The organism is Ottowia thiooxydans (assembly GCF_040548795.1).
GTDB classification, from domain to species: Bacteria; Pseudomonadota; Gammaproteobacteria; order Burkholderiales; family Burkholderiaceae_C; genus Ottowia; species Ottowia thiooxydans_A.
Genome location: NZ_JBEPSH010000001.1, coordinates 495,400 through 510,648, shown reverse-complemented (window position 1 = coordinate 510,648; position 15,249 = coordinate 495,400). Strand labels below are relative to the sequence as shown.

The following is a 15,249-nucleotide window of genomic DNA, read 5'->3' as shown; positions in this document are numbered from 1 at the left end:
CGATTGATAACGGCCGCCCCCGTCGCCCTCGTTTTCTCACACAGAACCGAGGGGCATTCCAAAAGCTCATGGTGCCATTAAAAAATATCGAGCCATTAAGCCCGGCTAGCATCGCGCCAGGTAAGTAATCGGTAAGGAATATTTCGAACACTTAGTTCCACATTGGCACGCCGGCCAATGTGCGAGCGGTTATCTCGACCGACCGCCATAAAACGCTAATTTGGCGTATTTGTAGTAGATCAATCGCATTATCTCAATGCGATGGTTAACAACAAATTTCGCTAAATTTCAGCCTATTACAAAGGAGACGTTGTGAAACTCGGAATTTTTCTCTCGCCGTTGGTAGCCATTCTGGCTCTGGTTGCATGTGGGGGTGGCTCTGATGATGTTAACCCGCTCGATTTCAGCGGAAAAGCGATGACAGTCAATGGCCCGGTAAATCCTGACCAACTAGGAATTACTTTGCCACATGAACATATTTTTATCAACTTTGCCAAGCTCGATCATATTGTGCCGGTTCCAACCAACATCAATGTTTTGACTGAAACAAGGAACCCAAATGGCTTAACCTACTATCCAGATGCGCTTTCGGAAATATTGCGCTTCAAGGCTGCGGGCGGCAAGACCATCGTTGACACAACGAACTTTGGATTGACTCGTGATCCAAAAGCGCTGAAGAGAATTTCCGATGAATCTGGCTTGAACGTCATTATGGGCGCAGGCGTTTACATGCGGCCACAACACCCTGCCGATATGGGCAAAATTTCTGTTGAACAATTAACGCAGATCATCGTTGATGACATTACTGTCGGAGCTCAAGGGACAAACATACGCTCTGGAGTCATTGGAGAGGTTGGTCTTGGGGATTTTTCCAATCCTGATGTACTTAATGACAATGAGATCAAGAGCGTAACCGCTTCTGCTCGGGCCTCACGTTTGACCGGGGCGCCAATAAACCTGCATACATTCGTAACTTTGCGGGCTGCTCATGAGGTATTGGATATGTTGGAGAAAGAAGGAGTCGACCTCAATCATGTAGTCATGTCACACGTTGGCGGCAAATTCTCCATTGATGAACTTGCTGCGTTGATGGACCGTGGTGTCTATGTAGAACGGGATTTTGTCGGTCAGGCACCTGGCTCCTCCTTTGGGGGAGCCTCCGCAACAACAATCGCTGACTGGGCTGCTGCGCTTGCAAACAAGGGAGACAAGTATGCCAAGCGCATTTTGCTCGCTCATGATATTTGCATCCAGGCGCAATTGACCATCAACGGAGGTGGTGGCTACGCCTACATCTTGGAAGAGATAGTGCCTCTGTTAAAAACTCGAGTCAGCCAAGGTGTCATTGATGACATCCTCAAAAATAATCCTCAGCGCGCCATGACTTTCACCCAACCGAAAAAGTTGATCCCCAGAGGATAATTCTATTTTTTACCCAACCGCAAATTAGTGGATCTGATCAGTGCTTGTTTTATTTTTTTATAAATCCATTTGTGCTGATCAGAGTGGCGATTCATGCCATATGGACGAAAGCTTGAAATATGGGTCGTCCGGTGCATTTACTGACCCTACTTTTCTGACTTATTCAGGGAACAACTGAGCACGATGGCCGGCAGGATGCCGATCACGCCGAACTCGACGGCATACTAGCCGAACAGTCCCAGTGCGATGAAGAATAATGCCGACCCACCCTGCCCCACCGGGCAGGAATTGCACCGGGAGCGACCGCCTGCCCTCACCGTCGGGGATCCGGGCATCCAGGCCGGCGCGGCGTATCGCCGCAGCCACGGTCAGGTTTGCGAATTGCATGGCGACACCTCCTATTGGTCCGGATGCTGGTGGCGGTATTCCTGCGTCTTGCCGCCAAAGCCGTAAGCGGTAGCCCGCACGTCCTGCACGTAGACATAGCTTTCGCGGTGAATGTCCCCCAGGAGGCGGGCGAACGCTTCGAACGCCTCGGCCACGTAGCGGGCCTTTTCGGCTTTGGTGTTGGTCTCGTCGACTACCTTGACGTCGAAATAGAAGCTTGCCTTTTTCAGTTCGGCCAACGACTTGCCAGCAACGAACCAGTCGCGCGGGTCGACATACTCAATCACCACCGCGGTGAGATCGCGCCGCTTGCCAAGCACACGGCTTGTCAATTCCAGCAGGGTTTCGGTGATGCGCTCGGACAGCTCGGGCGTGCGGTGCGCGGAGACTTTGACGTTCAGGATGGGCATGTCTGATTTCCTTTCGGTGGGTGGGAGCCCCAACTTTAGGAAAAGTGGCGGAGCGCGGAAACCCTCTCGCGCCATAATTGGTTTTGCTCCGCACGCAAAGGCATTCGAATGCGAAATTACTTGCCCGATCCCTCAGATTTGCGCTGGCTGGTTCGGTCGCTCGAGCTGGGCTCGTTCTCCGCAGCTGCCCGCGAGCTCGATGTGGCTGTTTCAGTCGTGACGCGTGGCGTGGACCGCCTCGAAGCCGGCTATGGCGTCACGCTGTTGCGCCGCTCCACGCACGGGCTGTCGCCAACCGCGGAAGGTTCCGAACTGGCGCAAGAGGCGCGCGAGCTGCTGGAGCGGCTGGAGGACATTTCCGGCGCACTGTCCAAGCAGAAAAATCGCGTGGCAGGCGTCGTGCGCTTGGCGTCGAGCCAGGAAATCTGCGAGGAATTGGTGGTGCCTCATCTGGCTCGGCTTCGTGCGAAGCATCCGGCGTTGCGCATTGAGCTGGTGGCCGAAGATCGCGTTGCCGATCTGGTGACGGATGGCATCGATGTGGCACTGCGCACGACGGTGGGCAACAGCGAATCGGTGGTTGCCTGCGCGCTGGGCTCGTTCGAACGGCGTTTGTATGCCTCGCCCACGTATCTTCGCGGTCATGGCGAACCGACCAATCCACAGGAGCTTCACCAACACTTCGCTGTCGCCCACACCGCACAGGGCCCCACCGTGGACTGGAAGTTCTCCAAGGCAGGCCGGACAATGGAAGTGACCGTCCGGCCGCAGCTTTCTGCCAACACCACGGCCCTGGTGCACCACGCCTTGGTTGCCGGGGCAGGCATTGGGATGCTGTCATGTCCGCTGGCGGCCGCAGACGTGGCCCAAGGGCGACTGGTAGAGGTGCTGGCACCTTTCGCGTCTGGCACATGCCACACGATGTTCGCGGTTTCTCTTCCAAGCCGGCGCCGCGCCGCTCGCGTGGGTGCGGTCATCCAATTTCTGCAGGATGCCGCGCGAAAGCAGTGGGGCTTGAATAGCGGTGACTGAATCAGCCTCCGGTTTCGACTGTCGCCCTGATTTTGGGTGCCAGATAACGCGTTGCGGGCCAGAGCGCTTGAATTGGAGAACCCTCGATCCCTTGTGTCGCGAGAACCGTCTGAAGCGTGCCGCGCCTCACCGCATCCGCCACCAGCCAAGTAGGGAACTGCCCGATGTCCAAACCATCGAGCACCACGGCGCGTAACGCATCCCCATCGCTGATGGTGTGGCGCCCTTTGATCTTGACGTCCACGGATCGCTCCTCGCTGCCCAGCAGCTTCCACGGGAACACGTCGCCGCACTATCCAAAGGTGATGCAGTCGCGGTGTGCAAGATCGTCGATGGACGAACGATTCAGCGCCCCGCGCAAGCGCCGATGAGTTACCGACCGCCTAAACTACCGCCGCCATCAACGGCAAGAACTTGACCGGTGATAAAACTCGCATCGTCGGACAATAAGAAACTGATGGCTGCCGCAACCTCATCGGTAGTTCCAAGTCGTCGCATGGGGATGGTAGAAAGAACTCGTTTTTCTGCGTCGCTCCCAGCGGGCCGAGTCTTCCGGAAAAGCTCCGTTTCGATCGGACCGGGTGCTACGGCGTTCGATGTGATCCCGTGCTCGGCAAGCTCCAATGCCCACGTTTTAGTGCATCCAACCAGTGCACTCTTGGCTGCCGCGTAGGCGGTTCGATCAAGAGCACCATGAATGGCGCGACTGCAGACATTAACAATCCGACCCTTGCCACGTTGTTTCATTGGGGCGACAAGAGCCTGCGTTACTTGCACCGCAACCCGGACGTTCAGGTCGAATACGCTCTGCAAAAGCGCCAGATCGATTGCACCGAGCGGCTGAGGGGACGCTATTCCTACATTGTTGACGATCCCATATATTTCGAATCGCTCGGCAACACTGCGTAGAGCGACTTCCGTCCCTTCTGCATTCGAAAGGTCGCAAGAGATGAGCGTGCCAGGGAAGTTCACGCCTTGTGTATTTCGAGACATCCCTATGACCTGGTACCCCTTTGCGGATAATTGATAAGCGACAGAAAGCCCAATGCCCTTTGATGCACCGGTTACCAAAACTGCAGGCTTTTCCATAATCTAATCCTCGTCATTGTCTGAATGAAGTTTCAACTCTCGTGCAGGTTTCTTTGCCAGATCTGCCGGTAGGTGATCGGGTCGCCTGAACGGCTTGTTCGATCATCTGCAGAAACCAAGCTCATCGTTCAGCATCGCTTTCTGCGATCTGAGCGTCACGCAGTTTCTCCTGAGTGTCCCAGACCAGCACCACGTTCTCGGCTTTCTCCATGAACTCGCATCCATCCAGCTGACGCACCAGGGCTTCGTTCACCTCGCTGTTGCTGAAGTCAAAGCCTGATCCCGTGAAGCTCTCTAGATTGGATCCGCTCTATCCGGTTGCACCGCGTAGCAGCATCACCTTAAGCCCCGTTGCCGCGTGCAGATTTGACTCAAAGAAGGCGTCAAAGGCTGATCGCCGCAATCCCAGCCAACACGATCACCGCGCCAGCAATCCGCCGCGCCAGATGACCCTCGCCAAACAGGCTGCACGCAGCGAGTGAGCCAATGACGATGGACGACTCGCGCAGTGGCGCGACGAGCGCCACCGGCGCCTCAAGCATGGCGGTGAGAACGAGGATGTAGGCGAGCGGGGAAAACACAGCCACGATGAGGATCGGCACGGCGTCGGCACGGATAGCCGCTCGAATGCGATGGCGTCGGCGCAGCAAACTTGGGGTCAGGATCAGGCTCTGTAGCAGCAGCGTGGTCGCGTAATAACTCACGGGCGCCAGGTGCAGTGCAACCACCGAGTAGCCGTCCCAGACCGTGTAGGCGGCGATGGTCGCCCCCGTCGCGGCGCCCCAGAGCAAGCCCTGAAGCGGCCGACGGCTCCCGTTTCTGAACGGGTTGCCGGTGACGACGAGAACGCCCGCCACGACAAGCGAAGCGCCAAACATCGCGGCCGCGGTGAGCTGTTCGTCCAGCAGCAGGATCGCGAACAGCATCGCCAGCACCGGCCCGGTGCCGCGGGCGACTGGATAAACCACCCCCAGCTCGGCGCGTTCGTAGCCTGCCTGCAAGGTCAGAGAGTAAGCGGTGTGCAATACGGCAGAGACAGCGGCGCCCGCAGCGAGCGGCCAGCCGAACACCTGCTGCCCATTCGCTATGAAGACAATGCTGATCGGGACGCACAGCAGCGCCGAAGCGTAGGTGTAGCCGCAGACGAACAGCAAGGCATCACCCCGCTTGTACTTCGAGGCCAGGTTCCATACCGCATGGGCTACCGCTGCGGCGAGGACCATCGCGACGGTGCCGGGCAGCATCAGGCGATATCGGGCAGGTCGATGCTCGCCCGTTCCGCGCGGCGGCTGCGCTCCGGATCGCGCAGAGCGAGGGCCGCGACCAGCGCGTCAATCACTACGAGCTGTGCCAGCCGGCTTCCGGCTGCAGCCATTTGGACCGGCAATGGTGCACCTCCGACGACAAGCGCGACATCTGCGAGGGCCGCCAGCGGTGTGCCGTACTGGTTGGTGAGCGCGATGAGCGAGGCCCCGGCAGAAGACGCCGCATCCGCGATCGCGAGCGTCGTCGAGGACCGCCCGGTCGAGCTGACGGCGATGACGGCATCACCAGGGCCGAGGAGCCGCGCCGCGATCATCGCCGACAGATAGTCCGGGATGCCGATGGTCCTCACGCCGACCGCGCGCAGCCGGAAAACCGCATCGGCGGCGACCGTTGCCGAGGTGCCAGCTCCGAATGCGATCACCTGGTGCGCGCCCTGGATGGTGCTCACCGCTTTGTCGAGCGCGGCCAGCTCGACAGCCCCGCCAAGGGCTGTCAGTGCGTCGGCGCCTGCGCGGATCGAGGCCTCGAGCACCGCTGCAGTCGTCGCACCCGCCGCAAGCACGTCGGGGGGCGCGAAGAACCGGGTGGTACCGCGTGCACGAGCGATCTCGATCTTGAGCTCGGTGAACCCGCTGAAACCGATTGCACGTGCGGCGCGGATCACGCTCGGGGGCGAAACGCCAGCGCGCGCAGCCACCTGCGCGGTGGTGCTCTCCCCAACGAAAAGGGGATCGGCGAGCAGTAGCTCAACGACCCTCGCCTCACTGGCAGCAAGGTCACCACTTCGGGCCTGGATGCTTCCAATCAATTGCATCAGTGGCGCGTCGCCAGAAACTCCATTACGATTATCACTCATCATCTGTAATAGATTACAGTGTACTGGCGAGAAGCGCAAGCACTGCGTACACGATCGCTGAACGAGACGCTCGAAGTAGTCTATGTTCATGAATACTGCATGTGGACACGTCCCCATGGGTCGGGCCAGATCTCCAACGGCCATGAAGGCGCGGCCAGTGCCGCGAATCTATACGGCGCCAAGACCGTTTAGGCTGGCAATACGTCCGCACGCTACGGAGAACTCGCGCGCCATCTAGACCTTGATTGCATTGAGTGACTGAGGGCGGTTAAAGCGCAGGTGGGGGTGAGCGTGTGGAGCCGGATGCCATCGTGGCAGAGGCAGCCACTGGCCGGGCCTTCCTCGTGCGGCATATTGAAATTGCGATTCTCTCCAAAGACACCGGATCGGATTTTCCGTGCCAGGGGGTGCGAAAAGACTAATTGAGTATGCGTTTTTAGCACCCCAGAATCAACTCTGACTAACCAATGACTCCTTGCCGCAAGGCGATGGAGCCCGAAGATCCTACGGAGAGAACCCAATGGTGATGCAGACAATTCTTGAACCTCAGCGCAGTATCGAAGTTGCAAGCGAGGTGGACGTCGTGGTTGTGGGCGGCGGACCTTCGGGGGTGTGTGCAGCTATCGGCGCCGCGCGTAGCGGCGCCCGTGTCGCACTCATCGAGCGCATGGGGTTTCTAGGTGGGTCAGCAACGTCGGCAATGGTCGCGAGCCTCGTCGGCTACTACCGCGGCACGGAAGAACTGGTAACAGGCGGCGTGGGCTACGACATCGTCCGTCGCGTGATGGAAGCAGGCGGTTCGCGGGGCTTCTGGCTGCAGATGCACGGCGCTTCCACCGGAACGCCCATCCCGCTGTACTCTTTTCCTTTCGAGCCGGAGATCATGAAGAAGGTGCTGGATGACATGGTGTGCGAAGCCGGCATCGATCTCTGGCTGCATACTCAGGCAAGCGACCCTCTGATCGTCGACGGCAAACTGGCGGGAGTCATCGTTCAGGGGCGCTACGACCGAAAAGCCATCCTTGCGAAGACTGTCGTGGAAGCCGGCGCAGACGGTCTGATGGCTCGTAAGCTCGGCTGCAAAGTTGAGAACGCCGACCAGGACCCGCGCAGCCGCCAGCCGATGTCGCTAATGATGCGCATCGGCGGCGCGGACGGAATGATCTACCGCGCGCTGCCTGGGCCGGAAAAGCAGGCCATCGTTCGTCGCGGTTTTGAGGCCGGCATACTGCCGTCCAAGCTGCTCGCAATGATCAGCGCACCAAACGAAGGCGACGCCTTTATCCTGACTACGCGCATTCCGGGTTGGGATGGCGCTGACGAGCGTGACCTCACGCAGGCCGAACTGGCAGGGCGGGCGCAGGTGTTTCCCATCGTTGATTTCCTGCGCAAGGAAGTGCCGGGGTTCGAGAAGTGTTATCTCGCGTCGCTGGCACCGACTATTGGTATCCGAGAGACGTGGCGCATTGTCGGCGACTACGTGCTCGAGAAAGAAGACGTGATGGTGGGCCGGCAATTCCCCGACAACATCGCCCAGGGTGGCGGGCCGCTCGACATTCACCACACTAGCGGTGGCGGTCTGACGCTGTACCACCCCGAGGCCCCGTTCGCGATTCCCTACCGCTGCCTGTTGCCGCTCGGCGTCGAAGGGTTGCTGATTACGGGGCGCTGCGCTTCCGCGACCGAAGATGCTATGGGCGCATTGCGTAGCATGCCGCCTTGCATGGCGATTGGTCATGCCGCCGGGGTTGCCGCCAGCCTCGCAGCGCAGGCCGGCTTATCGCCGCGCCAGCTGGACGTGGCGGACGTACAGCGAGAGCTGAAAAAACAAGGCGCGGTGATCGACCAACCTCGTGGCATCGCCACGGTCGAATACATGGCACCGGGGCAGCGGCCATATCAGCCCGCGCCGGCCCAACCAGCCGCAGGCGCAGGCGCCGCACCCATGCCATCGCCAGTGGCAGGCGCCTGATCGCAAGGACCTCAAACCCGCGCCCGGCGGCGCCCTCAACTGGAGAGACCTCTTGAAACCCGAAACGAAAAGCCCCCGCTCGATAGTTCTTGCACGGCGCCAATTGCTGAGGACGGGCGCCGCCTGGTCGATGCTGGGGACGCTGGCCCCCCTGGCTGAGGCCAATACAAGTTTCCCATCCCAACCCGTGCGAATCATCCTGCCCTTGCCGCCAGGGGGTGCTGCGGACAAGGTGGCGCGCGCGATCGCCGATCGTCTGTCGGACATGTGGAAGCAGCCCGTCCTGGTAGAGAGCCGTCCCGGCGGCGGGATGGTAGTCGGCACTCTCGCGACTGCACGGTCCAAACCGGACGGCCACACCATTGGTGTGGTCGGCGGCTCCATGAGCATCAACCACGTGCAGCGTTCGGACCTGCCCTACGACGCGTTGAAGGAATTGCAACCTGTCGCACGCCTGGGCTATTACACGATCGCGGTGCTGGCGTCGCACAAGGTTCCAGCCAATGACATGCCCGGCCTGATCCAGTGGGTCAAGGCGCAGAGCGCGCCGATTTCCTGCGGCTCGAACGGCATTGGGACATCCACGGAACTGGGGATCGAGTTGCTCAACCAGATGGCCGGGATCAACTTGCGCCACGTTCCCTACCCTGGAGGTCCCAAGCTCTACACCGACATGCTCGGCGGTCACATCGACTTGGCCATCTCCATCATGGGCGCCGCCGACGGCTTCCTGCAGACCGGTCAGCTCAAAGTGTTGGGCGTGACCGGCCCCACGCGCGTTCCGTACCTGCCACAGGCCGCGCCTATCGCCGAAACACTACCGGGATACGAGGTGCTCAATTGGACAGGCTTCGCCGTGCCAGCTGGCGTGCCGCAGGATGTGGTGACCAAGATCTCCAGGGACATTCTTTCCGTCGCGGAGCGTCCGGAGGTAAGGAAGATTTTCCTCGAGATGGGCATCGTACCGGCGCCCCTGGGTGTCACGGCGATGAGCGATTTCGTCCAGGCCGACATTCGCAAGGTCGCCGCTGTGACGAGCCGTAAGGCGTCACTGCTCAAGTAACGGGTATGCCCTACGCGCGAGGGGAAGGTGCTTGCCTGTATTTCGAGGACAGTGGCCAGGGGCCGCCCCTCGTCTTCGCACATGAGTTCGCAGCCGATGGTCGAGCCTGGGAGGAGCAAGTCCGGAGCTTGTCCGTAAAGTACCGCTGTATCATTTTCAACGCGCGCGGCTACCCGCCTTCCGACGTTCCACACGAGGCGGGGCTTTACAGCCAGGAGATCGCGGCGGACGATATCCGCGCAGTCCTGGATGCAGCAGCGGTCACCTCGGCCTATGTGGTGGGGCTGAGCATGGGCGCCACTGCCGCTCTCGAGTTCGGATTGCGGCACCCTCGGCGCACGGCAGGCCTCATCGTGGCGGGTGCGGGCTCGGGCAGCGGAGCGATCGACCATGCAGCGTTCGTGCAAGGAGTTCTTCACCGCGCAGAACGGGTGCGTGAGCTGGGCATGGCCGCGGTCACCGAAAGCATAGAAGGGGCACGCAACCGGACGCAACTTAAGAGAAAGTCGCCAGCCGCTTGGCAGCGCTTTCTAGCCCACCTCTCCCAGCATAATCCTCTGGGCGCCGCCATGACGCTGGAGAATGTCCAGGCGAAACGGCCTGTACTCGGCCAGATGCAGCCCCGGCTGGTGCACTTGCAAGTCCCGACGCTGCTGATGGCCGGTGACGAGGACGAAGACGTTCTCGAAGCGCAGTTCCTGCTCAAGCGCTGGCTCCCGAACTGCGGATTACGTCTGCTGCCGCGAGCCGGTCATGCAGTGAACCTAGAGGAGCCGGAGGAGTTCAATGCGGCTATCGATCGCTTCATTACAGAGGTCGAAGCGGGCACATGGGGCTTTGAGCCATCTGTGAGGTAAGTGGTGGGGGATGGGGAGCGCTCTGGGTCGAGATTGCCGAGCCAGTCTGAGAGTCGCTCTCTGAGTCTCGAGTTCTTCACCGCTTCCCCTACTCCCCTCGGGCGCACCGGAGAGCACCCGTTCAAGACCCTTTCATAAGCACCGTGGATGCCGCACAACTGAAGATGGCTTCGTGGTCAGTCGAGCGAGACCTTGGCAGTCTGCACGTACTGACGCCATCGATCGATCTCGCTGGAGTAGAAGTCCTGATACGAGCTTTGAGGCGCGTAGTCGAGGATCATGAACATCTTCTTGGTCTGCTCGACAATGGCAGGCTCCCGCAGGCTAGCCTCGATCGCGTCGTGCAGTTGCGAAATGACGGTAGCCGGCATGCCTGCTGGCCCGACGATCCCCAACCAAGGCCCGTTGTCAATCCCGATGCCAACTTCTTTCATGGTCGGAACGTCTGGAAATGCCTGCATTCGCTGCGGCGCCGCCAAGGCCAATAATCGCAGTGCGCCACTCCGGATATGAGGTTCGACGACAGACAGCGCGTTCATGGAACTGTCGATCTGCTTCGCCAACTGGGCCTGCAACAGCAGCGCGGTGCCGTTATAGGGCACATGCAACAGGTCGACATTCTTCGATTGCTTCAGAACCTCCATCGTGAGGTGAGAGATCGTTCCAACACTCCACGAGCCATAGGTCAGCGGCTGCAAGACTTCTACCTAAGGAGAATTCGACGTCGTGCCTCGCCCGGTCGTCGCCTAGGCCTACTTCCTTTATCCGCGCGTGATGCAGTTGCTGCACCCGGTGTTTTGTCAACCTGGACCCTGCGTCCGACTCTGGACGATCGAATACCGTGTATGCGAGACACTCAGTGCGTCGCAGTTTCCGCGACTTTTTTGCCCCCGCAGCTAGCCATCGCCAATCAAAGCCCGAGTTTGGCACTCTCATGTCCCCCGGACAATCGTGTCCTGAGACGGCAGTCCAGCACGGGTTTCGCCTCGCATGTACTGATGTGGCACCTGCGTCTTCGCACCCAGGGCCTCTGCCGCATGCCAGGCCCAGCGCGGATCGTTGAGCATGCCACGGCCCAACGCCACCAGATCCGCCTCGCCGTCAGCAACGATCGCCTGCGCATGCAACGGGTCTCGGATCAATCCCACGCACATGGTGGGCACGTCCACCTCGCGCCGCACTTGCGCGGCGTAAGGCACCTGGTAGCCTGGCGCCAGGGGGATTTCGGCTGGCGCGCTGCCGCCAGATGACAAGTCCATGTAATCGCATCCACGGGCCTTGAGCTCGCGCGCAAAGGCCACCGCATCGTCTCCTTGCAGGCCCTCGGGCAGCCAATCGGTGCCGTTAAAGCGCATGCCCAACGGCTTTTGCGAAGGCCACACCGCGCGCACCGCGTCGAAAACCTCCAGCGGAAACCGCATGCGATTGCATTGACTTCCACCGTATTCGTCGGTGCGCACATTCCCCAGTGGGGAGAGAAAGGCGCTCAAAAGGTACCCGTGCGCAGCATGAATCTCCAACAAGTCCAAGCCGGCGCGGTCGGCACGCTGTGCGGCCTGGGCGAATGCGCACACCACGCGATCCATGCCCTCCCGGTCGAGCGCGAGCGGCGCCTCCCATCCCTTGTCGAAGGGCTGCGCCGTGGGGCCATAGGTTTGCCAACCGCCTTCTTCGCGTGGCAAGGGACCGCGCCCCTGACCCGGCCTCCTCACCGATGCCTTTCGGCCTGCATGGCTCAGCTGGATGCCGATCGGCATGCTCGCGTAAGGGCGAATGGTGCGGATCACGCGCGCAAGCGCTGCTTCGTTCTCATCGGACCACAAGCCTAGACACTCTGCGGTGATGCGCCCGGCTGGTTCAACGCCAGTGGCCTCGATCATCACGAGACCAGCGCCGGACACCACGTATTGCCCCAGGTGCAGGATGTGCCAATCGGTCGCGCTGCCATCGACGGCGCTGTACTGGCACATCGGCGAGACAACGATGCGGTTGGGCAGCGTGAGGCCACGCAGAGTGAGGGGTTGAAAGAGAGCGCTCGACATCTTTTCTCCGACATGTGGGAAAGCCATTGTCCGTGTCGCAGCGCGTCGCTTCAAGACGCTGCGACACTGAACGCCACAAAGCTGCTTTGCGCGCCTTGCAAACATCGCTTACAAGGCGCGCCGGTACACTTTTTCGCCATGACGATCAAGCCACAGGCTTGGATTGCAGGCGCATTCGAACACCCCACCCGGCACGCACCGGAGAAATCCGTCGCCCATGTTCAAACCAGTGAACTGAGCACGGCAAACGGGGACATGGCCGCATGCATGCTCAGGCCGACATGGCCGGCGCGTTTGCACTGGCCAAGGCCATCTCGCGCTGGAACTGCTCGACATGCCCGAAGTACGCGGTCATGGCCTCCGTGGCGCCTTGCGCATCGCGGGCCCGCATGCGCTCCACCATCTTATGCCGCAACGGTGTCAGTTCGGGCTGGTGCATGGCGTCCCACGGCAGTGCCGTGGCCTGCGCCATCACAGAATGCTGCATGAGCGTACCCAACGACTGGGCGACGATGGCCAACACATCGTTGTGTGCAGCCTGGGTCAACAGCTTGAAAAAATCGAGCGCTGCCACGGCGCGCGCCGCCATGTCGCCGCGGGCTTTTTGAGCATCCATCTCCCGCAGGAGTTTCTCCAGCCCATCAAAATCACCGTCGTTGCCCTTCTCGCACGCCAGACGCAGAAGAAGGCCGTAGACCCCGGCGCGTGCCTCGATCAAGGCCGGCGTCGATACACGCCCCTCGGCCGATAGCGCGCGCAGCGACTGGGCGAGCATCATGTACGCACCCTTGTAAAACACCAGCGGATCTTCCTCGCGCCCGTGCTCGAAGTGCTCGACCTTGCCGATGAAAACCACATGGTCGCCAGCCTCGTGTACGGAAAACGTGCTGCACTGGAACCGCGCCACGCATTGATTGATGAGGGGCACACCACGAAAGCCTGGGTTGTGCGCAACCCCCTCGAACTTGTCCAAGATCGAACTGGTTGCAAACCGCGCCGAAAGCGCGCTCTGGTCCTCCGCTAGTATGTTGATGGCAAAGGCAGACGTCCCCCGGAAAGCTCGCAACAACTTGCTCGACGTGCGCAAACTCCACAGCACCAGTGGCGGATCTAGCGACACGGAGCTGAACGAATTGCAGGTCAGGCCTACCGGCACACCTTCGCCGTCGCGCGTTGTGATGATGGCCACGCCGGTGGGGAAAGTGCCGAGGGCACGCCGAAATTCGCGTGCGTCGAATGGCGCACACGCTGGTTGCGGCAGAGGGTTCGTATCGGACATGTCGTTCCTTTGACCGCGCCGCTGCGGACAGTCGATGCGGTGCGTTTCCGCCGATCTTTGGCGTCGGAAAATTCTAGGCATCCAAACAGCCAAAAAAAAGCGCGTGTTGCGCACAGTTTCTTTGCGAAAACCGGAACGATATCGGCACCCACGCTGGCCGTATTCGTCATACGCTGGGGGCCGCAACCCAAGCCCCCCCTTGACCATGAGGACACGACCCAATGCCATCCGAAGAACCTAGGGCAGCCACGAACGCAAGCGCTTGCGCCACCCCCGTCTGGAAGCGCTATTACTTCGTGCGACGCAACCCCGCCATTGCGGCACCCGACTTCCCGGCACGCTGGGGTGCCCACGGAGATCTCGGCGGCACCTTCCCGGACGGTTTGAAGCGCCACCCTCGCACCAACTACGGCGTGGTCACAGCCATGCGTGGTGGTACAGCGGCCATGCAGCGCGACGGAATTGGCCTGCTGTGGCTGGGCAGCCCCGAATGGGCCGACCGCGCCAGCAGCGACCCATTGCACCGCCCCACCATGCAGCAGGACGAACTACGGGTGTTTCAACAACCGGTCTACGACTCGGCGATGCTGACGGAACAGCGCATCAGCAAACCCGGTCCGCTATCGAAGACCGCATTGCTGCGTTTCATCCGGCGCGAGGACGTATCGGATGCGGCTTTCGGTGCGGCATGCGAGGCCGTGGGACGCACCATGGCCGAGCCCCCGTTTGACGCCTCGGTGACCCGGTGCGCATGGGGCACTGCAGTGCGTGCACCCACCATCGCATTCGACAGCGTCATGGAATTCTGGTTCGACACACCCGCGCACGCGACGGCGGCGCTGGAAGACGAAGCGTTCTACGCTGCGGCCTTCAAGCCGATGGACTTTTCTGCGGGATCACAAGACCGCGACGGATCTGACCGCGACGTGCTGTATCGGGTCGACATCTTTCACGAGCGTGTCACCCCGGGCGCTCCGGATTGACGCCGATGCTTCAGAGGCCGAGTTCCTGGCGGCGCGCGTACAAGAAATCGCTCTGGTCGCGGACCGACAGCGTCAGCGCCGGGTTGATCGGTGCGCTGCGCTGGGCGATCCTGGAACGGTAAAGATCGAACAGGACGTCGCGGCGCTGGATGCGCCATTCACCCTCGCGCCGCGTGAAGTGGTCGACGTAGCGGCCAATGGCTTCGTTGTCCACGGAGTCGGAGTCGCTTGCAATCTCACCGTCCAGATACGTTTGCCGAGACGCACCTGCCGAGGGCGACAGGCGCTGGTAGGCCGTGAAGTAGCTCTCTACCAACGCGCTGTCCGGTGCGTTGAATTCGACCAATACGTTGCTGACGACATGCAGCGACTGCTCGATGTGCGCGTGACGCGCTACCAGCGAAGACACAAACCCTTCGATCGGGCCTCTGTAGTTGCCATGGTTGTCGATCGCATCGGGGTGGTAGGCCGATCGGACAAGCGTCCAGTCTCGGCGATCGACACCGCGCGCGTAACGAAACAGCGCCTGTTCGATCGCCGTGATATCGGCGAGACGGTCTGCGGTGGTGTGGCAATTGGCGATCGGCATCG

Annotated in this window: 16 protein-coding genes and 1 pseudogene; 6 read left to right on the top strand and 11 right to left on the bottom strand. The window is 60.6% G+C overall.

The features are described 5' to 3' along the window. Nucleotides 1-312: 312 nt before the first annotated feature. A complete protein-coding gene (locus ABIE13_RS02335; RefSeq protein WP_354440793.1) occupies nt 313-1,422 on the top strand; it encodes a phosphotriesterase family protein in 1,110 nt (369 codons plus the stop codon). A 159-nt stretch (nt 1,423-1,581) separates the two neighbouring features. On the opposite strand, the gene ABIE13_RS02330 is transcribed toward ABIE13_RS02335, so the two are convergent. Both ABIE13_RS02330 and ABIE13_RS02325 read right to left on the bottom strand, forming a co-directional pair. Beyond that, complete coding sequence (locus ABIE13_RS02330) at nt 1,582-1,809, bottom strand: hypothetical protein (RefSeq protein ID WP_354440791.1); 228 nt, start codon at nt 1,807-1,809, stop codon at nt 1,582-1,584. 11 nt (nt 1,810-1,820) lie between these two features. Then, a complete protein-coding gene (locus ABIE13_RS02325) occupies nt 1,821-2,219 on the bottom strand; it encodes a tautomerase family protein (RefSeq protein WP_354440789.1) in 399 nt (132 codons plus the stop codon). Between the two features lie 108 nt (nt 2,220-2,327). Here ABIE13_RS02325 and ABIE13_RS02320 point away from each other — a divergent pair, with 108 nt between their 5' ends. Further along, the gene (locus ABIE13_RS02320; RefSeq protein WP_354440787.1) at nt 2,328-3,251 is read left to right on the top strand and encodes a LysR family transcriptional regulator; all 924 of its coding nucleotides are present in this window, start codon (nt 2,328-2,330) and stop codon (nt 3,249-3,251) included. Nucleotide 3,252: 1 nt separating this feature from the next. Here the strand turns inward: ABIE13_RS02320 and ABIE13_RS02315 are convergent, their stop codons facing one another. The 5 genes and pseudogenes from ABIE13_RS02315 to ABIE13_RS02295 form a co-directional block, all read right to left on the bottom strand. Continuing rightward, a complete protein-coding gene (locus ABIE13_RS02315) occupies nt 3,253-3,534 on the bottom strand; it encodes a LysR substrate-binding domain-containing protein (protein ID WP_354440785.1) in 282 nt (93 codons plus the stop codon). 89 nt (nt 3,535-3,623) lie between these two features. After that, complete coding sequence (locus tag ABIE13_RS02310; RefSeq protein WP_354440784.1) at nt 3,624-4,340, bottom strand: SDR family oxidoreductase; 717 nt, start codon at nt 4,338-4,340, stop codon at nt 3,624-3,626. 181 nt (nt 4,341-4,521) lie between these two features. Then, nucleotides 4,522-4,620 (bottom strand): annotated as a pseudogene (locus tag ABIE13_RS27505) (ATP-binding protein); the annotation flags it as partial. Between the two features lie 103 nt (nt 4,621-4,723). Beyond that, on the bottom strand, nt 4,724-5,584 hold the full coding sequence (locus ABIE13_RS02300) for an EamA family transporter (protein WP_354440781.1): 861 nt from the start codon (nt 5,582-5,584) through the stop codon (nt 4,724-4,726). Continuing rightward, nucleotides 5,584-6,462 (bottom strand): MurR/RpiR family transcriptional regulator, encoded by an 879-nt coding sequence (locus tag ABIE13_RS02295; RefSeq protein ID WP_354441233.1) that lies wholly within the window; start codon nt 6,460-6,462, stop codon nt 5,584-5,586. Before ABIE13_RS02295 ends, ABIE13_RS02300 begins: the two co-directional genes overlap by 1 nt. Before the next feature lie 520 nt (nt 6,463-6,982). On the opposite strand from ABIE13_RS02295, the gene ABIE13_RS02290 reads away from it, so the two are divergent. From ABIE13_RS02290 to ABIE13_RS02280, 3 genes are read left to right on the top strand one after another with little or no spacing between them, the layout of a single operon-like run. Then, nucleotides 6,983-8,434, top strand: a complete 1,452-nt coding sequence (locus ABIE13_RS02290) for an FAD-dependent oxidoreductase (RefSeq protein ID WP_354440779.1) — start codon at nt 6,983-6,985, stop codon at nt 8,432-8,434. 52 nt (nt 8,435-8,486) lie between these two features. Then, on the top strand, nt 8,487-9,497 hold the full coding sequence (locus tag ABIE13_RS02285; protein WP_354440777.1) for a Bug family tripartite tricarboxylate transporter substrate binding protein: 1,011 nt from the start codon (nt 8,487-8,489) through the stop codon (nt 9,495-9,497). Between the two features lie 5 nt (nt 9,498-9,502). Continuing rightward, on the top strand, nt 9,503-10,354 hold the full coding sequence (locus tag ABIE13_RS02280) for an alpha/beta fold hydrolase (RefSeq protein WP_354440775.1): 852 nt from the start codon (nt 9,503-9,505) through the stop codon (nt 10,352-10,354). A gap of 176 nt (nt 10,355-10,530) precedes the next feature. On the opposite strand, the gene ABIE13_RS02275 is transcribed toward ABIE13_RS02280, so the two are convergent. The 3 genes from ABIE13_RS02275 to ABIE13_RS02265 all read right to left on the bottom strand — a co-directional run bounded on the left by ABIE13_RS02275 (nt 10,531) and on the right by ABIE13_RS02265 (nt 13,675). Next, nucleotides 10,531-11,052: a tripartite tricarboxylate transporter substrate-binding protein gene (locus ABIE13_RS02275; protein WP_354440773.1), complete on the bottom strand. Its 522-nt coding sequence runs from the start codon at nt 11,050-11,052 to the stop codon at nt 10,531-10,533. Between the two features lie 234 nt (nt 11,053-11,286). After that, entirely contained in the window at nt 11,287-12,396 is a 1,110-nt protein-coding gene (locus ABIE13_RS02270; protein WP_354440771.1) for an NADH:flavin oxidoreductase/NADH oxidase, read from the bottom strand. Between the two features lie 271 nt (nt 12,397-12,667). Beyond that, nucleotides 12,668-13,675, bottom strand: a complete 1,008-nt coding sequence (locus ABIE13_RS02265; RefSeq protein WP_354440770.1) for a flavin reductase — start codon at nt 13,673-13,675, stop codon at nt 12,668-12,670. Between the two features lie 221 nt (nt 13,676-13,896). Between ABIE13_RS02265 and ABIE13_RS02260 the strand changes: the two genes are divergently transcribed. Beyond that, nucleotides 13,897-14,658 (top strand): hypothetical protein, encoded by a 762-nt coding sequence (locus tag ABIE13_RS02260; protein ID WP_354440768.1) that lies wholly within the window; start codon nt 13,897-13,899, stop codon nt 14,656-14,658. A 10-nt stretch (nt 14,659-14,668) separates the two neighbouring features. Here the strand turns inward: ABIE13_RS02260 and ABIE13_RS02255 are convergent, their stop codons facing one another. Next, on the bottom strand, nt 14,669-15,247 hold the full coding sequence (locus ABIE13_RS02255; protein WP_354440766.1) for a nuclear transport factor 2 family protein: 579 nt from the start codon (nt 15,245-15,247) through the stop codon (nt 14,669-14,671). Nucleotides 15,248-15,249 lie beyond the last annotated feature (2 nt).